Source organism: Tsuneonella dongtanensis (genome assembly GCF_001698205.1).
Taxonomy (GTDB): domain Bacteria; phylum Pseudomonadota; class Alphaproteobacteria; order Sphingomonadales; family Sphingomonadaceae; genus Tsuneonella; species Tsuneonella dongtanensis.
Window position 1 is genome coordinate 231,792 of sequence record NZ_CP016591.1, and the last position, 16,966, is coordinate 248,757.

The window sequence follows — 16,966 nt, forward strand, 5'->3', positions numbered from 1 at the left end:
CCATGACCGGTGGGTCTGTGTCCGAGTTAGCCATCGCGCGAAGCTTTGCCAAGCCCAAAGTCAGATTTGGCGGAGGATAAGCGCGCGCGGTCGCCCGCCGAGGTCGCGCCGCAATTCGGATGTGAACCCCGCATCGGACGCAATCCGGCCGACGGATTCGGCCTGTTCGTGCCCGATCTCGAGGACTGCGATCCCCTTCTTTTCCAGCAGCGCCGGCAGCTGCGGGACCAGAATTCGGTAGTCGTCGAGACCGTCGGTACCTGCGAACAGCGCACCCGCCGGTTCGTGCTCGCGGACGTCGGGATCGAGCGCGGCATCGGCTTCGACATAGGGCGGGTTGGCGACGATGAGGTCGAACGTGCCAAGCTCGGCTGCCCAACCTGGCGCGGTCCAGTCGGCCACCATCAGCAGCGCCCGATCGCCCAAGCCGGTTGCCTCGGCATTCGCTTGCGCCACCGAGACGGCGGCTTCGCTCCGATCGATTCCGATGCCCTGGGCCTCATGCAGCGCCGCGAGCAGGGCGAGCAGCAGCGCGCCCGATCCTGTCCCGCAGTCCAGCACCCGCCGCGCATCCGGTTTCGCCTCCAGCGCGGCTTCGACGACCGTTTCGCTGTCGCCGCGCGGAATCAGCACCGCGGGCGAGACCTCGAGAGTGAGGCCCCGGAATTCCGCTTCGCCGAGGATATAGGCGACCGGCTCGTGCTCCATTCGCCGCCGGACGAGGTGTCCCCAGCCCGAGGGCACCTCGTCGGCCATGCGCCGCAGCAGCATGTCGCTACGGCTGGTCTGGAGGAGCGCGGCCATCATCAGTTCGGCATCGAGCCGGGGCGTATCCGAGGTCGCCGAAAGCGCTTCGGCGGCCTCGAGTATGGCGACGCGGACGCTCACTCGCCCCTCTCTCTACTCACCAAGCGCGGCGAGCCGCTTGGCCTCGTCCTCCGCGATCAGCGCGTCGACCAGCTCGCCAAGACCCGGCCCTGCGAGCACCTCATCTAGCTTGTGCAAAGTCAGGCCGATCCGGTGGTCGGTCACGCGGCCTTGGGGGAAGTTGTAGGTGCGGATGCGTTCGGACCGGTCGCCCGAGCCGACCATCGCCTTGCGCGCCTCGGCCTCGGCGCCTTGGGTGGCTTCGCGCTGCTGCTCGAACAGGCGGGCGCGCAGGACCTGCATCGCCTTTTCCTTGTTCTTGTGCTGGCTGCGGCCGTCCTGGCAGGTGACGATCGTATTGGTCGGAAGGTGGGTGATCCGCACCGCGCTGTCCGTCGTATTCACGTGCTGACCGCCCGCGCCGGACGCGCGATAGACGTCGATCTTGAGGTCCTTGTCCTCGATCCGCACGTCGACCTCGTCGGGCTCGGGCAGGATCGCGACCGTCGCAGCGCTGGTGTGGATGCGCCCGCCGCTTTCGGTCACCGGCACGCGCTGGACGCGGTGGACGCCGCTTTCGAACTTCAGTTTCGCGAACACGCCCGACCCGGCGACGTTGGCGACGATTTCCTTGAAGCCGCCGATGTCGCTCGCATTCATGCTCACCGGCTCGACCCGCCAGCCCTGCTCGGCGGCGTAGCGCTCGTACATCCGGAAGAGGTCGGCGGCGAACAGCGCCGCCTCGTCGCCCCCGGTGCCGGCGCGGATTTCCAGCATCGCGGGCCGCGCATCGGCGGCATCGCGGGGAAGCATCGCGATCGAGAGTGCGCGCTCGGTCTCGGGAAGCGCATTGCGCAGGCGCATGATCTCTTCCTCGGCGAGCGCCTTCATCTCGGGATCGGCGTCGTCGAGGCCTTCGAGCTCGGCCAGCTCGGCGCGCATCGTGCGGACCTGCTCGGCCAGACGCACAATTGGTTCAAGCTCGGCATAATCCCGGCTCGCCTGCACGAAGGCCTCGCCCTCAAGCGTTCCCGAGGCCATTCGCGCCTCGAGCTCGGCGAACCGGTGCGCGATCTGGTCGAGGCGTTCTGCGGGGATGGTCACGCGGCATTTCCGGCGAAAGGCGACACGAAGTATACACCTGAACGGGCCGCGGAGATCGTCGCAACCTGCTGAGGGGAAAGAGAAAACTGCATGGTCGCTTGGCTCGGGGGCATAATGGGAGGGGGTTAGGCGAGGCAGGGGCCTGTAGGAAAGGATTTTCGACCCACGCTATCTCATCCCGCACATGATCCGAATCCCGGATCACTTCGAATGTCGCGAGAAGAAAAGCGGGGGCCGGGGTATGGGTGACTGTCTAGAATTCGGCGACCCGGCGCGCGATCTGGCCGAGCCTTTCGGCGGGGATGGTCATGGCTTGGGTACGAACATACGCTCGGCCAGATCATACGGGCCGTACCACGCATCCTCTCCGCGCGGGTTCTCCTCGAAATCGTCCATCTGGAGGTGTTCGGTAACCTGCCGTGCAAGATCGCTGATCTGTTCGGGGCGCAGGCCATCCATCTCGATTTCCTCGATCAGGGTCTGCTTGCCCGTCTTGAGATTGCGGATTTCGATCTGCCGGGACGCCCACCGTTCCGCATCGACGAAGACCGCGTGGGTCGCACCCGATGACGCGGCCTTCTGCATGCGCTTCTTCATGTTGCCCTTGAAGGCCATTTCGGCAGGGACCTGGATGCGGCGGAGATCGGCCAGCATCTGGAGAGCGGCGCCCGTCGCCGCTTCGTTCACCGGAACGACCACGATCGATCCGTGATCGTAGGTATGCCGGGGAGGCTCCCCGACCAGCATCGCCAGCCGCTCGATCCCGGCGGCCCAGCCCACAGCAGGCGTTGGCGGACCGCCAAGCGATTCCATCAACCCGTCGTAGCGGCCCCCGCCCAGCACCGTCCCCTGCGCGCCCAGCCGGTCGGTGACGAATTCGAACGCGGTGTGGCGGTAATAGTCGAGGCCGCGGACGAGGGCCGGGTTGCGCTCCCACGCGACACCCGCCGCGTCGAGGCCGGCGGTGACCTTGCCGAAGAAGTCCTGCGCTTCGCCCGACAGGAAATCGTCGATCTTCGGCGCGTCCGCCACGAACGCCCTGTCGCGCGGGTCCTTGCTGTCGAGGATGCGTAAAGGGTTCTTCTCGAGCCGCTCCTGCGAATCCTCGCTGAGTTCGCCCCGCACCGCGCGGAAGTAATCGACCAGCGCCGACCGCCAGGCTTCGCGGCTGTCGCCATCGCCCAGCGTGTTGAGGTGCAAGGTCACCCCGTCGGCGATGCCCAGTTCCTTCAGGAGCTGGTCGGCCATCGCGAGCAGCTCGACGTCGGCCTGCGGCTCGCCCGCGCCGATGATCTCGGCGTCGAGCTGGTGGAACTGGCGGTAGCGGCCCTTCTGCGGGCGTTCGTAGCGGAACAGCGGGCCGTGGGTGGCGATCTTGAGCGGTGCGTGCTGCTGCCAGCCGTCGGTGATGAAGGCGCGGGCGATCCCGGCGGTGAATTCGGGTCGCAGGGTCAGGCTCTCGCCGCCGCGATCCTCGAAAGAATACATCTCCTTCGAGACCACGTCGGTCGTCTCGCCGATCGCGCGGCTGAACACCTCGGTCCGTTCGAACACCGGCATTTCCACGCGCCGAAAGCGGTACAGCTTGCGCACGCGCTCGAAGGTCTCGACCACGAAGGCGAAGGCCTCGGCCTCGGCGCCGAAGATGTCCTGCGTGCCGCGGATCGCTTGCGGGGTCTTGCTCATGGCGGGGCCGTTAGCGCGTTCGGCACGCAGGCGAAAGCCGCTCGTCGAGCTGAGGGTTGCGCGCGGTGGGCTGTTGCCCCATGCGGCGCGCCATGTTCGCACGCCTGATTACCGCCGCCGCCGTCCTCGCCTTCGCCGCCCCCGCTGTCGCCGAACGATCGATGCCTCCGGTGTCCGCAAACGCGCGCGTGCCTGCGTTGCCGCCGAGCCGCGACGTGCCGTGGCCGGGCGGCACGATGACCCTCGCGGTCGACGCCAGCGATACGATCGGCCGCGCGTTCCGCACCCAGCAGACGATCCCGCTGCCCGCCGGAACGCGCGAACTCGTGCTCGTGTATCCCAAGTGGCTGCCGGGCAATCACGGCCCCACCGGCCAGATCCATCGCCTGGGCGACATCAAGTTCACCAGCGGCAGCCGCACGCTTTCGTGGGAACGCGACGAGGGCGAGCCTTATGCCTTCCGCATCGCGGTGCCGGCCGGCGCGCGCGAGGTGAACGCGTTTCTGACCTACACCTCGCCGTTCTCTTCGTCAGACTGGCGCCCGCTGATGACCCAGGCGCTGGCCAACGTGCAGTGGGAGAAGATGAGCCTCTATCCCGCCGGGCACGCGGTCCGGCGGATCAAGGTGCGTCCCCGGTTGACGCTGCCCGAGGGCTGGACCGCCGCCGCCGCGCTCGACGGCGCCCGGCAGGTCGGGCGCACGGTCGAATGGGCGGAGACCGATTACGAGACCTTGGTCGATTCGCCGGTGTTCGCCGGCGCGCACCGGACGAATTTCGACCTGGGACAGAACGTCACCCTCAACGTCTTCGCCGATCACCCGCGCCAGCTTGCCGCGCCCGACGAGCTGTTGCCGACCCACCGCAAGATGGTCGCCGAGATCACCCACCTGTTCGGCACGCGGCAGTTCGATCGCTACGAGTTCCTCGTCGCGCTGACCGACGAACTCGGCGGGATCGGGCTCGAGCATCACCGGTCGAGCGAGAACACCTTTTCGGGCAACGCCTTCACCGACTGGAAGAACCAGGCGCACCGCCGCGGACTGCTGCCGCACGAGATGGTGCACAGCTGGAACGGGAAGCACCGCCGCCCGGCCGCGCTCTGGGCGCCCGATTATCACACGCAGGTCAACGGCGACCTGTTGTGGGTCTACGAAGGCCAGACGAGCTTCTGGGACAGCGTGCTGGCCGCGCGCTCGGGCGTGCAGCCCAAGGACGTCGCACTCGGCGAGATCGCGACCAATGCGGCAAACTATTCGGCGCAGGCGGGCCGGGCATGGCGCTCGGTCGAGGACACGACCTTCAATCCCGCGCTCGCCTATCGCAAGCCTCAGCCCTTCCCCACGCTCTCGCGCGGCACCGACTATTACAGCGAGAGCGCGCTGATCTGGCTCGAGGCGGACCAGATCATCCGCCGCGGGACCGGCGAGGCCAGGGGGCTCGACGATTTCGCCAAGGTGTTCTTCGGCACCTCCGAGGGCGACTGGGGCGTGAAGACCTACACCTTCGACGATGTCGTCGCGGCGCTGAACGCGGTCCATCCATATGACTGGGCGGGCTTCCTCGACACGCGCTTCCGCAAGCCCGGCCAGCCGGCGCCGACGCGGGGTATCGAGATGGCGGGCTACCGCCTCGTGTGGAAGGACGAGCCCAACCCGTTCACCAAGCAGGGCGGCGCGGCGGGCGACTTCGCCTGGTCGCTTGGCTTCTCCGTCGGCAGCGACGGCACGGTCTCGGGCACCCGCTGGGGCAGTCCGGGCCATGATGCAGGCCTCGTTCCCGGCACCGTGATCGAGGCGGTCGACGGCTTCGCCTTCAGCCGCGACCGGCTGACGACCGCGGTCAAGGAAGCGAGGGACGGGAAGGCGCCGATACGGCTCATCGTGAAGCGCGGCGACCGGTTCGACACGGTCGACCTCAAGTGGACCGGCGGGCTGCGTTTCCCATGGATCGAACCGGCCGGTGAAGGCGAACAGCCGCTCGACCGCCTGCTCGCCCCGCGCACGCAATAGGACCATTCCGACGTATTCGTGTTGCGATGCAGCATCGCCGGCCCTATGGGCCCGCGTCATGCGTATCGACATGATCCCCACGGGCGACAATCCGCCCGAAAGCCTCAACGTCATCATCGAAGTGCCCACGGGCGGTGAGCCGGTGAAGTACGAATTCGACAAGGCGAGCGGCGCGCTGTTCGTCGACCGGATCCTGCACACGCCGATGCGCTATCCTGCGAACTACGGGTTCGTGCCGCACACGCTGTCAGACGACGGCGACCCTCTCGACGCGCTGGTGATCTCGCGCTCGCCGTTTATCGCCGGCTGCGTCGTCCGCGCACGTCCGATCGGCGTGCTCAATCTCGAAGACGAGCACGGCGGCGACGAGAAGCTCATCTGCGTCCCCGTCGACACGACCTTCCCCTATTATTCGGATGTCGGAGAGCGGCAGGACCTGCCGTCGATCGTGCTCCAGCAGATCGAGCACTTCTTCACCCACTACAAGGACCTGGAGGCCGAGAAGTGGGTGCGCGTGGGCAAGTGGGGCGACGCCGCCGAAGCGCGCCGCATCGTGCTCGAGTGCATCGAGCGGGCAAAGGCCGCCAAGGACTGACCTATTCGACCGGGCGGCCTTCGTCGAGCAGGTCGCGCTCCTGCTCGGCTGGCGCTGTGCGTCGCTCGTCGGCGACCATTTCCGCGATTTCCCTGTTCGGCCTGACGTCCTCCGGCTCTGGCGAGACGGCCTTGCTGTCCGGTTTCTTCTTGGGCTTGCCCGCGCTGCGCACCTCGCCGTGCTCTACCTGCTCGAACGGGAGCGGGGTCGTGCGCGCGTCGAAGCGCAGGCGATAGATCGGCTCGGGCAAGGCGAAGCCGGCGTCCTCAAGGGCAGACTTCACCGCAGCGATTGCTCCGCTCTTGGCCTTGAACCAGTCGCTGTCCTGCTGGTCGATCCAGCCGAGGAACTTCAGCACGATGTTAGAATCGCCCACCTCCTCGGTGCGGGCCTCGGGCGGTGGTTCGGCGAGCACGAAGGGCAGCGCGGCAAGCGCGTCGCGCCCGACGCAGCGCGCGACTTCGGGATCGTCGTCGGCATCGATACCGAGCAGGAAATCGAAGCGCCGCTTCGGGTTCCGGGTGTAGTTGAGGATCGTCGCCTTGAAGACGTTGGCGTTGGGAATCCGCAGGTGGTTTCCGTCGAGCGTCATCAGCACGGTCGCCCGGCTGGTCAGGCGAATGACCCGCCCCTCGGACCCGTCGATCACCACGTGGTCGTTCGCGCGGAATGGCTGGCGCAAAGAGAGCATGAGCGAGGCGACGTAGTTCTCGATCGTGTCGCGCATCGCGAAGCCGAGCGCGATGCCGGCGAGGCCCGCACCGCCGAGAACGGCACCGAGGAGAGCCGTCGCACCGACGATGTCGAGCGCGACGACGAGCCCGCCCACGACGAACACGAAGCGGATCGCGCTCGCGATCAGTTCGGCAAGGAACGAGTTGGGCGCGAGCCGCTGCCAGAGCGCGCCGATGCCCGCGATAAGGTAGCCGAGCAGCGAGATGCCCAGCCACACCGCCAGGGCCAGGCCGAGCAGCGGCAGGAGGCGGGTGAATTCGGCGACCCTTTCGGCCAGCCCGCCGACCGCGGCACCGCCGTCGATCGAGACATCGCGTTCGAGGCGGTTCTCGACCGTGACCACACCCGCGACCCGGCCCGCGATCCCTTCGGCGCGGTCGATGTCGTCGTCCGCGGGGACGGTGCCCGTGAGGGTGACCACGCCTTCATTCACCGCCACTTCGACATCGGCAAAGGCGGGCAGCTCACCGAAGATGCCCTGGAGCCTGCGGCCGATCCGTTCGTCGGAGCCGTCTTCGGCGACCGTCGAGATCGCCGGCGATGCTGCGGTCGCGGCAGGAACGTCCGGCGTCGGCGTGACAGGGGAAAGCGCCGATGCCGGCGAAATGGCGACGAGTGACAGCAGCAGCGCGACGATAAGCCGCGTCATCCGCCGGCGACCGTCATTCCGTCGATCCGGAGGCTGGGCGCGTTCACCGCCCGGTGGGTTTCAAGATCGCTGGCAGCGCGCATATTCGCGAACATCTCTAGCAGGTTGCCCGCGATCGTGAACCCCGCCACCGGCCCCTCGACCTTGCCCTTCACGATCCTTCGTCCCGCCGCGCCGCGGCTGTAGTCGCCCGTCACCGGATTGACGCCCTGCCCGATCAGGTAATCGACCAGTACGCCGTCCTCGATATCGGCAATGAGTTCGGCAAGGCTTTCATCGCCCGCGACAAGATCGACGTTGGTTGCGCCGACTCCGGGCGCGCCCGCGCCGCCACGCGTGGCGTGGCCGGTCAGGGGCAGGCCAAGCTGCGCCGCGGAGGCGACGTTGGTAAGCCAGCCGGTGACCATTCCATTCTCGACCAGCACGCGCGGGCGGCAGGCCAGGCCTTCTCCGTCGAAGGGGCGCGAATGAAGTCCGCGCAAACGCAGCGGATCCTCGACCACGCGAATGCCGGGCGCGAAGATCGCCTCGCCCTCGCGCCCTGCAAGAAAGCTGGACTTGCGAGCGACCGCAGGCGCGCCCATCGCGCCGAGCAAGTGCCCGACGAGCGAGGCCGAAACGCGGCGATCGAACACGACGGACATCGGCCCGCTGGACAGCGATCCCGGGGCAAGGCGCGCGACCGTACGCTCCCCGGCCAATCGTCCGATCTCCTGCGGATCGGGCAGATCGGCGAGATGGCGTGCGCTGCGCGCCTCGTAGTCGCGTTGCATGCCCTCTCCCTCGCCCGCGATGACCACGGCGGACAGGCTGTACGCAGACCCGGTGTAGGAGCCGGCGAACCCTTCGCTCGTGACCAGTGCGGCAGCCGCGCGCGTCGCGCTGGCCGAGCCGCCTTCGCTATTGGTCACGCCGGAGACTGCCCGCGCCGCATCCTCGACCTCGAGCGCGCGCGCGCGCAGGTCCTCGGGGCTCGGGTCTGCTTCATCGGCAATCGAGAGGTCCGCGAAAGGTCCGCCCGCCAACGCTCGCGCCGGGGCAAGCCCCGCGAAGGGGTCCTCGGGAGCGAGACGTGCCATCGCGACCGCGCGTTCGGCAAGCTCCTCGATCCCGGCACGCGACAGGTCTGCACTCGAAACGCTTGCCGATCGCCGGCCGACGAAGGCGCGCAGGCCGACTTCGAGACTTTCCGAGCTGTCGACGTCCTCGAGTTTCCCGAGGCGGACTCCGACCCCGCGGGACAGGGCGCCGCGGCCGACGGCATCGGCGGCGTCCGCCCCGTGGCGGCGCGCAGCCGCCACCAGCGCCTCGGCGGCATCGAGCAAATGCTGAGAATTCATGCCCGGCCGCTACGCGGCGAAAACCGCCGGGGCAAGCGACTCAGGCGAACGAGGCGATGAGCTTGAAAAGACCGGTGAGGGCAAAGGGGAGCCCGATCGCCAGGGTCCACAGCATCATCTGGTCCCGGCGAAAGGCGGACCTGAATTCGGGATCGGCGGCGGATTCGTCGGAAATCTGCAACCAGCGCGCTTCGAACATGCGGCACGCGGGGATGATAGCCGCCACGAGCACGATGAGCGCGAGATAGGGCAGCAGCGAGGTCGATCCGGCCTTCAGGGCGCCGACTGTCACGAAGATCTGCAATGCGGTGTAAACCAGCAAGGCATAGGCGATGTTGTCGCTCATTCGTTTGCGCCAGTCGAGCTTGCGCGTTCCTGAAACATGCGAGTGAGCGTCGTTGCGATCGAACGCCTTGGCCATGAAGCCTATCTCCCCTGTCCTCTCTCCGTGGGCGACTATCTCAAATTGCGGGGCCCGGGGCAAGTGCGGGTAACCAAACCGCAACAATTCGCCCGGCCTGCCATGCACGAATCCTGCCAATCCAGCACGAACGGGGTTTTCAGGCACCGGAGGGATGCTACATGCTGGCTCGCATGAGCATGCTCGACCCTGAAGCCCCGGTGCACGCCAATCCTGCAACCGACGCCAACGCCCCGATGCCCAACGGCGGGCTCGAGGTGATCTCGATCGCCAAGAGCTACGACAAGCGATCGGTCCTGACCGACATCTCGCTGACCGTCGCCAAGGGCGAGGTTCTCGGGCTGCTCGGCCCCAACGGCGCCGGCAAGACGACCTGCTTCTATTCGATCATGGGTCTCGTCCGCCCCGATTCGGGCCGTATCCTGATGGACGGCGAGGATGTGACCAAGCTGCCGATGTATCGCCGTGCGGTGCTCGGGCTGGGATACCTGCCGCAAGAGACCAGCATTTTTCGCGGAATGACGGTAGAGCAGAACATCAACTGCGTGCTCGAGCTGGTCGAACCGGACGCGGCGACCCGCGCACAGGAACTCGACCGCCTGCTCGACGAATTCGGGCTCACCCGCTTGCGCGAAAGCCCTGCGATGGCGCTGTCGGGCGGCGAACGCCGCCGCTGCGAGATCGCGCGGGCACTTGCCGCCAAGCCCTCGATCATGCTTCTCGACGAGCCCTTTGCGGGCATCGACCCTCTGTCGATCAGCGACATCCGCGACCTCGTGAAGGACCTCAAGACCCGGGGCATCGGCGTGCTCATCACCGATCACAACGTGCGCGAGACGCTCGAGATCGTCGATCGGGCCTGCATCATCTACGGCGGCCAGGTCCTCTTCGCGGGCACACCCGAGGATCTCGTGGCCGACGAGAACGTGCGGCGGCTCTACCTGGGCGAGAACTTCACGTTATGATTTCCGGCGATCGGCAAGGTGTCACTGCTTAGCAACCGTCTGATCGCCGGGGCGGCACCAGCCCGCTCCCCCACCCGGCCACCCATGACGATACCCTGTTTGGGTGGCCGGGTGGGGGAGCGGTATCCCGCAAAGTATTACTTTGCGGGAACCCTGGAGTGGGCCGGCACCGCGCGCAGGTTCGTGCGAAGCGCGAACCGGATCGACGCATAATGGCGCTCGGTCCCCGTCTCGACCTCAGGCAATCGCAATCGCTGGTGATGACGCCGCAGCTGCAGCAGGCGATCCGCCTGCTCGCGCTGTCTAACCTCGAGCTGGAGGCGTTCATCGGCGAAGCGCTCGAAGCCAATCCGTTGCTCGAGATGGGCGAAGTCAGCCGGGACGAGGCACCCGATGCGCCCATTGAAGCGATGCCGCAGGAAGCCGGGGCCGACAGCGCCGGCGAAGGCGACGCAGCGCTCGACATCGACCCTTCGGCGCTCGACCGGGACCGCGACACCGGCGATGCCGACTGGAGTGCAGCTCCATCTTCCGGAGCAGGCGAAGACGGGCCCTCGATCGACGAGCGTGGCACTGCCGACGGGCCGAGCCTTCCCGAACACCTCCACGCCCAGGTCGGCATAGTGGCACGCGACCGGCGCGAGGAGTTCATCGCCCGCGCGCTGATCGACCAGCTCGACGAGGCGGGTTACCTTTCGCTGTCGGTCGGCGAGGTCGCACAGGCGCTCGGCGTGCCGACCGCAGAGGTCGAGCGAGCACTCACCGTCGTCCAGTCGCTCGACCCGACCGGGGTCGGCGCGCGGTCGCTTGCCGAATGCATCGCACTCCAGGCCCGCGAGGCCGACCGCTACGACCCGTGCATGGCGCGCCTCATCGACAACCTCGACCTTGTTGCCCGCGGCGAGGTCGCGCGCCTCAAGCGCATGTGCGAAGTCGACGACGAGGATTTTGCGGAGATGCTCGCCGAACTTCGCGGCTACGATCCGAAGCCAGGACTGCGCTTCGGCAGCAGCGGCGAGGCCGCGGTCGTGCCCGACATCCTGCTCGTCCCGTCGGGCATGGGGTGGGACATCACGCTCAACGAGGCGACCCTGCCGCGCCTGATCGTCAACCGCTCCTATTATGCGCAGCTGCGCGACGGCGCGGCGGGCGACAAGGCGGCCAACGCCTGGCTGCGCGACCAGTTGGCCGAGGCGAACTGGCTCCTGAAAGCACTCGACCAGCGGGCACGAACGATCCTGCGGGTCGCCGCGGAGATCGTGAAGCGGCAGGACGGCTTCTTCCGCAAGGGCGTGTCGGAGCTGAAGCCGCTCACCCTGCGCGCCGTCGCCGAAGAGATCGAGCTGCACGAAAGCACCGTCAGCCGGGTGACCAGCAACAAGTACCTCGCCTGCCCGCGCGGCACGTTCGAACTGAAGTACTTCTTTACCAGCGGTGTCGCGTCGGCCGACGGCGAGGGTGCCAGCGCAGAAGCGGTCAAGTCGGCCATCCGGCAGCTGATCGAAGCGGAGGATCCCGGAGCCATCCTCAGCGACGACACGCTGGTCGACCTGCTCAAGGCCAAAGGCTTCGACCTCGCGCGGCGCACGGTCGCCAAGTACCGCGAAGCGATGGGGATCGGATCGAGCGTGCAGCGACGCCGGGCGAAGAAGCTCGCCGGTATCGGTCAACCCTAGTCGTTGGGGGCATCGGACTGCCTCCAGCGGTCCCGTAAGTCACTGTTGCCGAAAAGACTCGTTAATTTCTGCTCGTCGGCTTTACCCGCCGTTAACCTTTTTCCTTCAGACGTTTTGTGGTTAATCCGCGGCAACACCCGTTGATGGGTCGTTACCACGGGACTTGGGGCACTCTGGGGGGAACCTGGCCATGCGTGTGTTGCTGATCGAAGACGAGCCGACCACGGCCAAGGCGATCGAGCTTATGCTGACAACCGAAGGATTCAACGTCTACCAGACCGATCTCGGCGAGGAAGGCTTGGACCTCGGAAAGCTCTACGACTACGATATCATCCTGCTCGACCTGAACCTGCCCGACATGCACGGGTACGACGTTCTGAAGAAGCTCCGCGTCGCCAAGGTGCAGACGCCGGTGCTGATCCTCTCGGGTATCTCCGAGATGGATTCCAAGATCCGCTCGTTCGGCTTCGGTGCCGACGACTACGTGACCAAGCCCTTCCACCGCGAGGAACTGGTGGCGCGCATCCACGCCGTCGTCCGCCGCTCGAAGGGCCACAGCCAGTCGGTCATCCGCACCGGCAAGCTCGCCGTGAACCTCGACGCCAAGACGGTCGAGGTCGACGGTGCCCGCGTGCACCTCACCGGCAAGGAATATGCGATGCTGGAGCTTCTCTCGCTCCGCAAGGGCACCACGCTCACCAAGGAAATGTTCCTCAACCACCTCTATGGCGGCATGGACGAGCCCGAGCTCAAGATCATCGACGTGTTCATCTGCAAGCTGCGCAAGAAGCTGAGCCACTCGTGCGGCGGCGAGAACTACATCGAAACCGTGTGGGGCCGCGGCTACGTGCTGCGCGATCCGCACGACGAGGCGGAAGCCGCCTGACCTAGCGACGAGATTTCTTTCTCTTTGGACGGGGGAAGAGCCGCCCGGGGTGTTCGCATCCCGGGCGGTTTTCGTTCCATTGACGACGACCGCCGCACACACGGCCAGGGCCAGCCGCGGGACCGGATCGCAGGTCTTGGTACGAATCATAAGGGCTCGCGTCCGCGGCCGCCATTTGAACAACGCGAAACAGCGCAACCGGCAGCAGATCGTTCCCGCAGCACGTTGAGAGAATTTCTTTGTTCCGTGCCCCCGACACGGCGACGTATTTCGTGCAACTCCAGCGAGGGCCCACGATGATCGACTTCGGCGATTTCAATCTCTGGGCCCTGTTGCCCTTCATCGCGGTCGGCTTTGCCGCGCAGCTCGTCGACGGAGCGCTGGGCATGGCGTTCGGGGTGATCATGAATACCCTGCTCGTCGGCTTTCTCGGGGTCCCGCCCGCGGTCGCCTCGCAGCGGGTTCATGTCGTCGAGTGCTTCACGACCGCGACGAGCGGATTGAGCCATCTCTATCACCGCAACATCGACGCGAGGCTGTTTCTCCGGCTCCTGATACCCGGTGTCATCGGCGGAATCTGCGGTGCGTACCTGCTGTCCAACCTCGACGCGGGCTTGGTGAAGCCCTTCGTACTTCTCTACCTGACCGGCATCGGGGTGTACCTGCTGGTTCGCGGCCTCCTCTACCCGCCCAAGCAGCGCGAGGCGAAATACGTCGCTCCACTCGGCCTCGTCGGCGGTTTTCTCGACGCAGCGGGCGGCGGCGGGTGGGGCCCGGTGGTGACGTCGAACCTGCTCGTCCAGGGCGCGGACCCGCGCAAGGTCGTGGGCACCGTCAACTCGGTCGAGTTCTTCCTGACGCTGACGATCTCGGCCGCGTTCATCTATCACCTCGGCGTGGCCGATCTCGCCGGACCGACGCTGGGCCTGCTGGTCGGCGGCGTGCTCGGTGCGCCCTTCGGTGCCTGGGCAGCCAAGCACGTGCCGGCCAAGTGGATGCTCATCCTCGTCGGCATCGTGCTCACCCTCACCAGCGGCTACGGAGTCTGGACCGCCTGGTTGAAATAGCGCTAGGCGCGCACGCGATGACTGCGCACAAACCCGGCGATCCGACCACGCTCAACCGGCTGTACGGCCGCAGCCAGGGCAAGCCGCTGCGCGCGGGACAGCAGGCGCTGGTCGACACGCTGCTGCCGCAAATCTCTCCGCCCGCCGAGGGTCCGATCTCGTCGCGGAGGCTGTTCGGCGATGAGCGCCCGCTGCATTTCGAGATCGGGTTCGGCGGGGGCGAGCACATGGCCTACCGCGCGGACCTGTTGCCCGATCATGGCTTTCTGGGCGCCGAGCCCTTCGTCAACGGGGTGGCGCAAGCCCTCGTCCACGTGCGCGACGGCAACCTTGCCAACGTGCGCATCCATCACGGCGATGCACTCGAGGTGCTGCGCCGCGTGCCCGACGGCGGCCTGACGATGCTCTACCTGCTGCACCCCGATCCCTGGCCCAAGGCCAAGCACGCCAAGCGCCGGATGATGAACGACGGTCCGGTGCAGATGATCGCCGACAAGCTGAAGCCCGGCGGCGAGTTCCGTTTCGGTACCGACCACCCGGTCTACCTGCGCCACGCGCTGATGGTCATGCGGCGCTTCACCGACGAATTCGAGTGGGTCGCGGACAGCAGGGCCAGTTGGCAGCAGCGCCCGTCGGGCTGGCCGGAGACCCGCTACGAGCACAAGGCGCGTACCGTATACGGTCACGAGGTGTGGTACTTCCGCTTCCGCCGGAGGTGATTCGATGAGGGACCGTTTCTTCCTGTGGTTCGGCAGCGCGTTCGCTGCGTTCGGTCTGCTGTTCGCCGGAGTGGGCGGCTGGATGCTTTTCGACGACCTCGATTTCCAGAAAGACGCCCTCCATGCACGCGGCACGGTCGTCGATCTGGAGCAACGCACCTCCGACGACGGTTACGTCTATGCGCCGATCGTCGAATGGCGCGACCAGAATGGCACGCCGCAGCGCTTCGTCGGCGGCGTAGGAAGCAATCCGGCCGCATACGACCGGGGCGAGGCGGTGGACGTGACGTATCACCGCGGCTTGCCGGGACAGGCGCGCGTCGACAGCTTCACCGAACGGCACATGGGACCCGCCATCTTCGGCGGTATGGGCAGCCTCTTCGCCATCGTCGGGCTGACGCTGGTCGTGCTTCACCTGCGTCGGCGCCGCACGATCGCCAGCCTCAAGTCGGCCGGAATGCCGATCCAGGCCAAGTTCCTTTCATGCCAGATCGATCGATCGACGACGATAAACGGACGCCATCCCTACCGCGTGTCGGCCCAGGCGACGCATCCCACTACCGGAAAGCTGCACCGCTTCGACAGCGATTACATCTGGGTCGACCTCAGCGATTCGCTCAATGGCAAGCCTGTCCGGGTGCTGTGCGACCCGACCGATCCCGAGGACTACTTCGTCGATCTGTCGGATTACGTCGAGGAGGACTGACCACCGCCCGTTGGCGGCCGGCGCAACGGCACCACGCGCGATGTCGATTTGTCCGTCTGGCCAGCTCTCGCGGCGACCAGCGTTGCCTCGTCGAGCGGCTCGTCGAAGGCGAGCCCGGCGCTTCCCCGCTTCAGCCAGCGGAGCCGCGCGGTTACCGTTGTCGATCCGAGGCGCAAGGCGACCTGCTGGTTCTTGGTGACTGCCGAATTGATCCCTCGAACCCGGCAGCCGCGCGTGTCGAGGTCGAGCACCGCCACGGGGAACTCCGCGCCGGAGGCCACGCTGCACTGCGCATCGAAGGACACCTGCTCGCGCTCGCCCGCGCGCGGTCCGCTATAGCTGGTGGCCAGTTTCGGCCGTTTCGCGATCCCCATGCGTGCACTGTGGCGGTCCGGGGTAAAGGAACCATTGCGAAGCTGTCAGGCAGTCGCGAACAACCCTGCCAGTGCTGTCCGGTCGATGCCGTAGTGATGGCCCAGTGCGCCCGAGATCACTCCGCCAAGGTCTGCGGTCGGCTTGAGATCGCGCCCCTCGAACAGCGAATCGTGCGAAAGCCCGGGCCAGTCCGCGACCACCGGCTGGCCCTTGCCGAGCGCTCCGCCAAGGAGGAACGCGGCCGAGGCGGTACCATGGTCGGTCCCCTGCGTTCCGTTGACCGCCGCCGTCCGCCCGAATTCGGTCGCGACGATAACCAGAGTTTCGCTCCAGGCCGCACCCAGGCCTGCCTTGAGCTCGGCGAGCAGTCGGTCGAGCCCGCGCAGCTGACCCGCGAGCCTGCCCTTCTGGTTGGAATGGGTATCCCACCCTCCGGTTTCGATCATCATCACCCGCGCACCATCCGCAGGGGCAAGAAGCGATGCGGCAAGCTTGCCGAGGTCGCCGCCGTTGCGGCCGTCATTGCCGGCAAGGTCGCCAGCGAGCTCCTTCGTCTTGATCGCTTCGGCCCACATCGGGGCCAGTTGCGCATCTGCGGCATACAAGTCGCCCAAACGGAGCAGCAGGTCCTGGCTCGCGTCGGGCAGACGGTTGGGCGAATAGGTCGCGACCTGCTGGTTGCCGCGAAGCGCCAGCGGCACGGCTGGCGCAAGCGCGAGCGCTTCGTTCTCGCCGGGAAGCAGCGGGAGGAGCCGCCCCAGCCAGCCGGTCCTCAGACCGTATGGCGCCGCGGCCCCGCTTTCGAGCACGTTCTGCCCGTCGAAATGCGACCGGTCGCGATAGGCGGTCGCGACAGCATGAAAGGCACGCGCTTCGCCGGCGGCGAACAGGCCTGCGGTTGCCTGCATCTCCGGGTGAAGCCCGAACATCCCGTCGAGCGGGATCGGTGCATCGTCGCGCAACGCGCCGCGCAGCGAGGCCAGCGCCGGATCGCCGACCGGTGGCACGATCGCGAGCCCGTCGGCAGCGCCGCGCTGGATCAGGAAAACAAGCCGCTTGTCGGTCTGGGCGGCCGCGAAGGCTGCCGAGGGAAGCAGCGTGATCGCTCCCAGCAGCCCGCCCGCTGCAAGCAGGCGTCGGCGATCGATCTGCGTGGTCATCGA

At 67.0% G+C, this 16,966-nt stretch carries 16 protein-coding genes; 8 read left to right on the top strand and 8 right to left on the bottom strand.

Translation table 11 applies throughout. The features are described from left to right. Positions 1-60: 60 nt before the first annotated feature. From prmC to hisS, 3 genes are all read right to left on the bottom strand, one after another. Positions 61-888: a peptide chain release factor N(5)-glutamine methyltransferase gene (gene prmC, locus A6F68_RS01015; protein WP_067675100.1), complete on the bottom strand. Its 828-nt coding sequence runs from the start codon at positions 886-888 to the stop codon at positions 61-63. 12 nt (positions 889-900) lie between these two features. Continuing rightward, entirely contained in the window at positions 901-1,971 is a 1,071-nt protein-coding gene (gene prfA, locus A6F68_RS01020; RefSeq protein ID WP_067675104.1) for a peptide chain release factor 1, read from the bottom strand. Between the two features lie 306 nt (positions 1,972-2,277). Further along, positions 2,278-3,657 (bottom strand): histidine--tRNA ligase, encoded by a 1,380-nt coding sequence (hisS, locus tag A6F68_RS01025; RefSeq protein ID WP_084001486.1) that lies wholly within the window; start codon positions 3,655-3,657, stop codon positions 2,278-2,280. Between the two features lie 92 nt (positions 3,658-3,749). On the opposite strand from hisS, the gene A6F68_RS01030 reads away from it, so the two are divergent. Both A6F68_RS01030 and ppa read left to right on the top strand, forming a co-directional pair. After that, complete coding sequence (locus tag A6F68_RS01030; RefSeq protein WP_084001488.1) at positions 3,750-5,669, top strand: M61 family metallopeptidase; 1,920 nt, start codon at positions 3,750-3,752, stop codon at positions 5,667-5,669. Between the two features lie 58 nt (positions 5,670-5,727). Continuing rightward, positions 5,728-6,264: an inorganic diphosphatase gene (gene ppa, locus A6F68_RS01035; protein WP_067675110.1), complete on the top strand. Its 537-nt coding sequence runs from the start codon at positions 5,728-5,730 to the stop codon at positions 6,262-6,264. 1 nt (position 6,265) lies between these two features. Here ppa and A6F68_RS01040 read toward each other — a convergent pair whose 3' ends face one another. From A6F68_RS01040 to A6F68_RS01050, 3 genes are read right to left on the bottom strand one after another with little or no spacing between them, the layout of a single operon-like run. Beyond that, a complete protein-coding gene (locus A6F68_RS01040; protein WP_067675113.1) occupies positions 6,266-7,648 on the bottom strand; it encodes a mechanosensitive ion channel family protein in 1,383 nt (460 codons plus the stop codon). Next, entirely contained in the window at positions 7,645-8,988 is a 1,344-nt protein-coding gene (locus tag A6F68_RS01045; protein ID WP_067675116.1) for a TldD/PmbA family protein, read from the bottom strand. The genes A6F68_RS01040 and A6F68_RS01045 overlap by 4 nt, the downstream gene beginning before the upstream one ends. Before the next feature lie 40 nt (positions 8,989-9,028). Next, positions 9,029-9,409 (bottom strand): hypothetical protein, encoded by a 381-nt coding sequence (locus A6F68_RS01050; protein WP_067675119.1) that lies wholly within the window; start codon positions 9,407-9,409, stop codon positions 9,029-9,031. A 179-nt stretch (positions 9,410-9,588) separates the two neighbouring features. On the opposite strand from A6F68_RS01050, the gene lptB reads away from it, so the two are divergent. The 6 genes from lptB to A6F68_RS01080 all read left to right on the top strand — a co-directional run bounded on the left by lptB (position 9,589) and on the right by A6F68_RS01080 (position 15,428). Further along, positions 9,589-10,374, top strand: coding sequence for an LPS export ABC transporter ATP-binding protein (gene lptB, locus A6F68_RS01055; protein WP_418368995.1), 786 nt, complete (start codon positions 9,589-9,591; stop codon positions 10,372-10,374). A 212-nt stretch (positions 10,375-10,586) separates the two neighbouring features. Beyond that, entirely contained in the window at positions 10,587-12,050 is a 1,464-nt protein-coding gene (rpoN, locus tag A6F68_RS01060) for an RNA polymerase factor sigma-54 (protein WP_067681793.1), read from the top strand. A 190-nt stretch (positions 12,051-12,240) separates the two neighbouring features. Continuing rightward, entirely contained in the window at positions 12,241-12,936 is a 696-nt protein-coding gene (gene ctrA, locus A6F68_RS01065; protein WP_067675125.1) for a response regulator transcription factor CtrA, read from the top strand. Positions 12,937-13,232: 296 nt separating this feature from the next. Then, on the top strand, positions 13,233-14,003 hold the full coding sequence (locus A6F68_RS01070) for a sulfite exporter TauE/SafE family protein (protein ID WP_067675128.1): 771 nt from the start codon (positions 13,233-13,235) through the stop codon (positions 14,001-14,003). A 17-nt stretch (positions 14,004-14,020) separates the two neighbouring features. Then, a complete protein-coding gene (trmB, locus tag A6F68_RS01075) occupies positions 14,021-14,722 on the top strand; it encodes a tRNA (guanine(46)-N(7))-methyltransferase TrmB (protein ID WP_067675131.1) in 702 nt (233 codons plus the stop codon). A 4-nt stretch (positions 14,723-14,726) separates the two neighbouring features. After that, positions 14,727-15,428: a DUF3592 domain-containing protein gene (locus A6F68_RS01080; RefSeq protein WP_084001490.1), complete on the top strand. Its 702-nt coding sequence runs from the start codon at positions 14,727-14,729 to the stop codon at positions 15,426-15,428. Here A6F68_RS01080 and A6F68_RS01085 read toward each other — a convergent pair. Then, on the bottom strand, positions 15,410-15,802 hold the full coding sequence (locus A6F68_RS01085; protein WP_067675134.1) for a hypothetical protein: 393 nt from the start codon (positions 15,800-15,802) through the stop codon (positions 15,410-15,412). The two genes, A6F68_RS01080 and A6F68_RS01085, sit on opposite strands and share 19 nt — an antisense overlap. Before the next feature lie 45 nt (positions 15,803-15,847). Further along, positions 15,848-16,963 carry a DUF1501 domain-containing protein gene (locus tag A6F68_RS01090; protein ID WP_067681797.1) on the bottom strand — a complete coding sequence of 372 codons (1,116 nt, stop codon included), beginning with the start codon at positions 16,961-16,963 and terminating at the stop codon, positions 15,848-15,850. Positions 16,964-16,966 lie beyond the last annotated feature (3 nt).

Bases quoted from the DNA above. Each gene is read 5' to 3' on its own strand.
- A6F68_RS01085 (WP_067675134.1), bottom strand. From the start codon at position 15,802: ATGGGGATCGCGAAACGGCCGAAACTGGCCACCAGCTATAGCGGACCG.
- A6F68_RS01050 (WP_067675119.1), bottom strand. From the start codon at position 9,409: ATGGCCAAGGCGTTCGATCGCAACGACGCTCACTCGCATGTTTCAGGA.
- A6F68_RS01090 (WP_067681797.1), bottom strand. From the start codon at position 16,963: ATGACCACGCAGATCGATCGCCGACGCCTGCTTGCAGCGGGCGGGCTG.
- A6F68_RS01045 (WP_067675116.1), bottom strand. From the start codon at position 8,988: ATGAATTCTCAGCATTTGCTCGATGCCGCCGAGGCGCTGGTGGCGGCT.
- lptB (WP_418368995.1), top strand. From the start codon at position 9,589: ATGCTCGACCCTGAAGCCCCGGTGCACGCCAATCCTGCAACCGACGCC.
- ctrA (WP_067675125.1), top strand. From the start codon at position 12,241: ATGCGTGTGTTGCTGATCGAAGACGAGCCGACCACGGCCAAGGCGATC.
- trmB (WP_067675131.1), top strand. From the start codon at position 14,021: ATGACTGCGCACAAACCCGGCGATCCGACCACGCTCAACCGGCTGTAC.
- A6F68_RS01070 (WP_067675128.1), top strand. From the start codon at position 13,233: ATGATCGACTTCGGCGATTTCAATCTCTGGGCCCTGTTGCCCTTCATC.
- hisS (WP_084001486.1), bottom strand. From the start codon at position 3,657: ATGAGCAAGACCCCGCAAGCGATCCGCGGCACGCAGGACATCTTCGGC.
- A6F68_RS01080 (WP_084001490.1), top strand. From the start codon at position 14,727: ATGAGGGACCGTTTCTTCCTGTGGTTCGGCAGCGCGTTCGCTGCGTTC.
- A6F68_RS01040 (WP_067675113.1), bottom strand. From the start codon at position 7,648: ATGACGCGGCTTATCGTCGCGCTGCTGCTGTCACTCGTCGCCATTTCG.
- A6F68_RS01030 (WP_084001488.1), top strand. From the start codon at position 3,750: ATGTTCGCACGCCTGATTACCGCCGCCGCCGTCCTCGCCTTCGCCGCC.
- ppa (WP_067675110.1), top strand. From the start codon at position 5,728: ATGCGTATCGACATGATCCCCACGGGCGACAATCCGCCCGAAAGCCTC.
- rpoN (WP_067681793.1), top strand. From the start codon at position 10,587: ATGGCGCTCGGTCCCCGTCTCGACCTCAGGCAATCGCAATCGCTGGTG.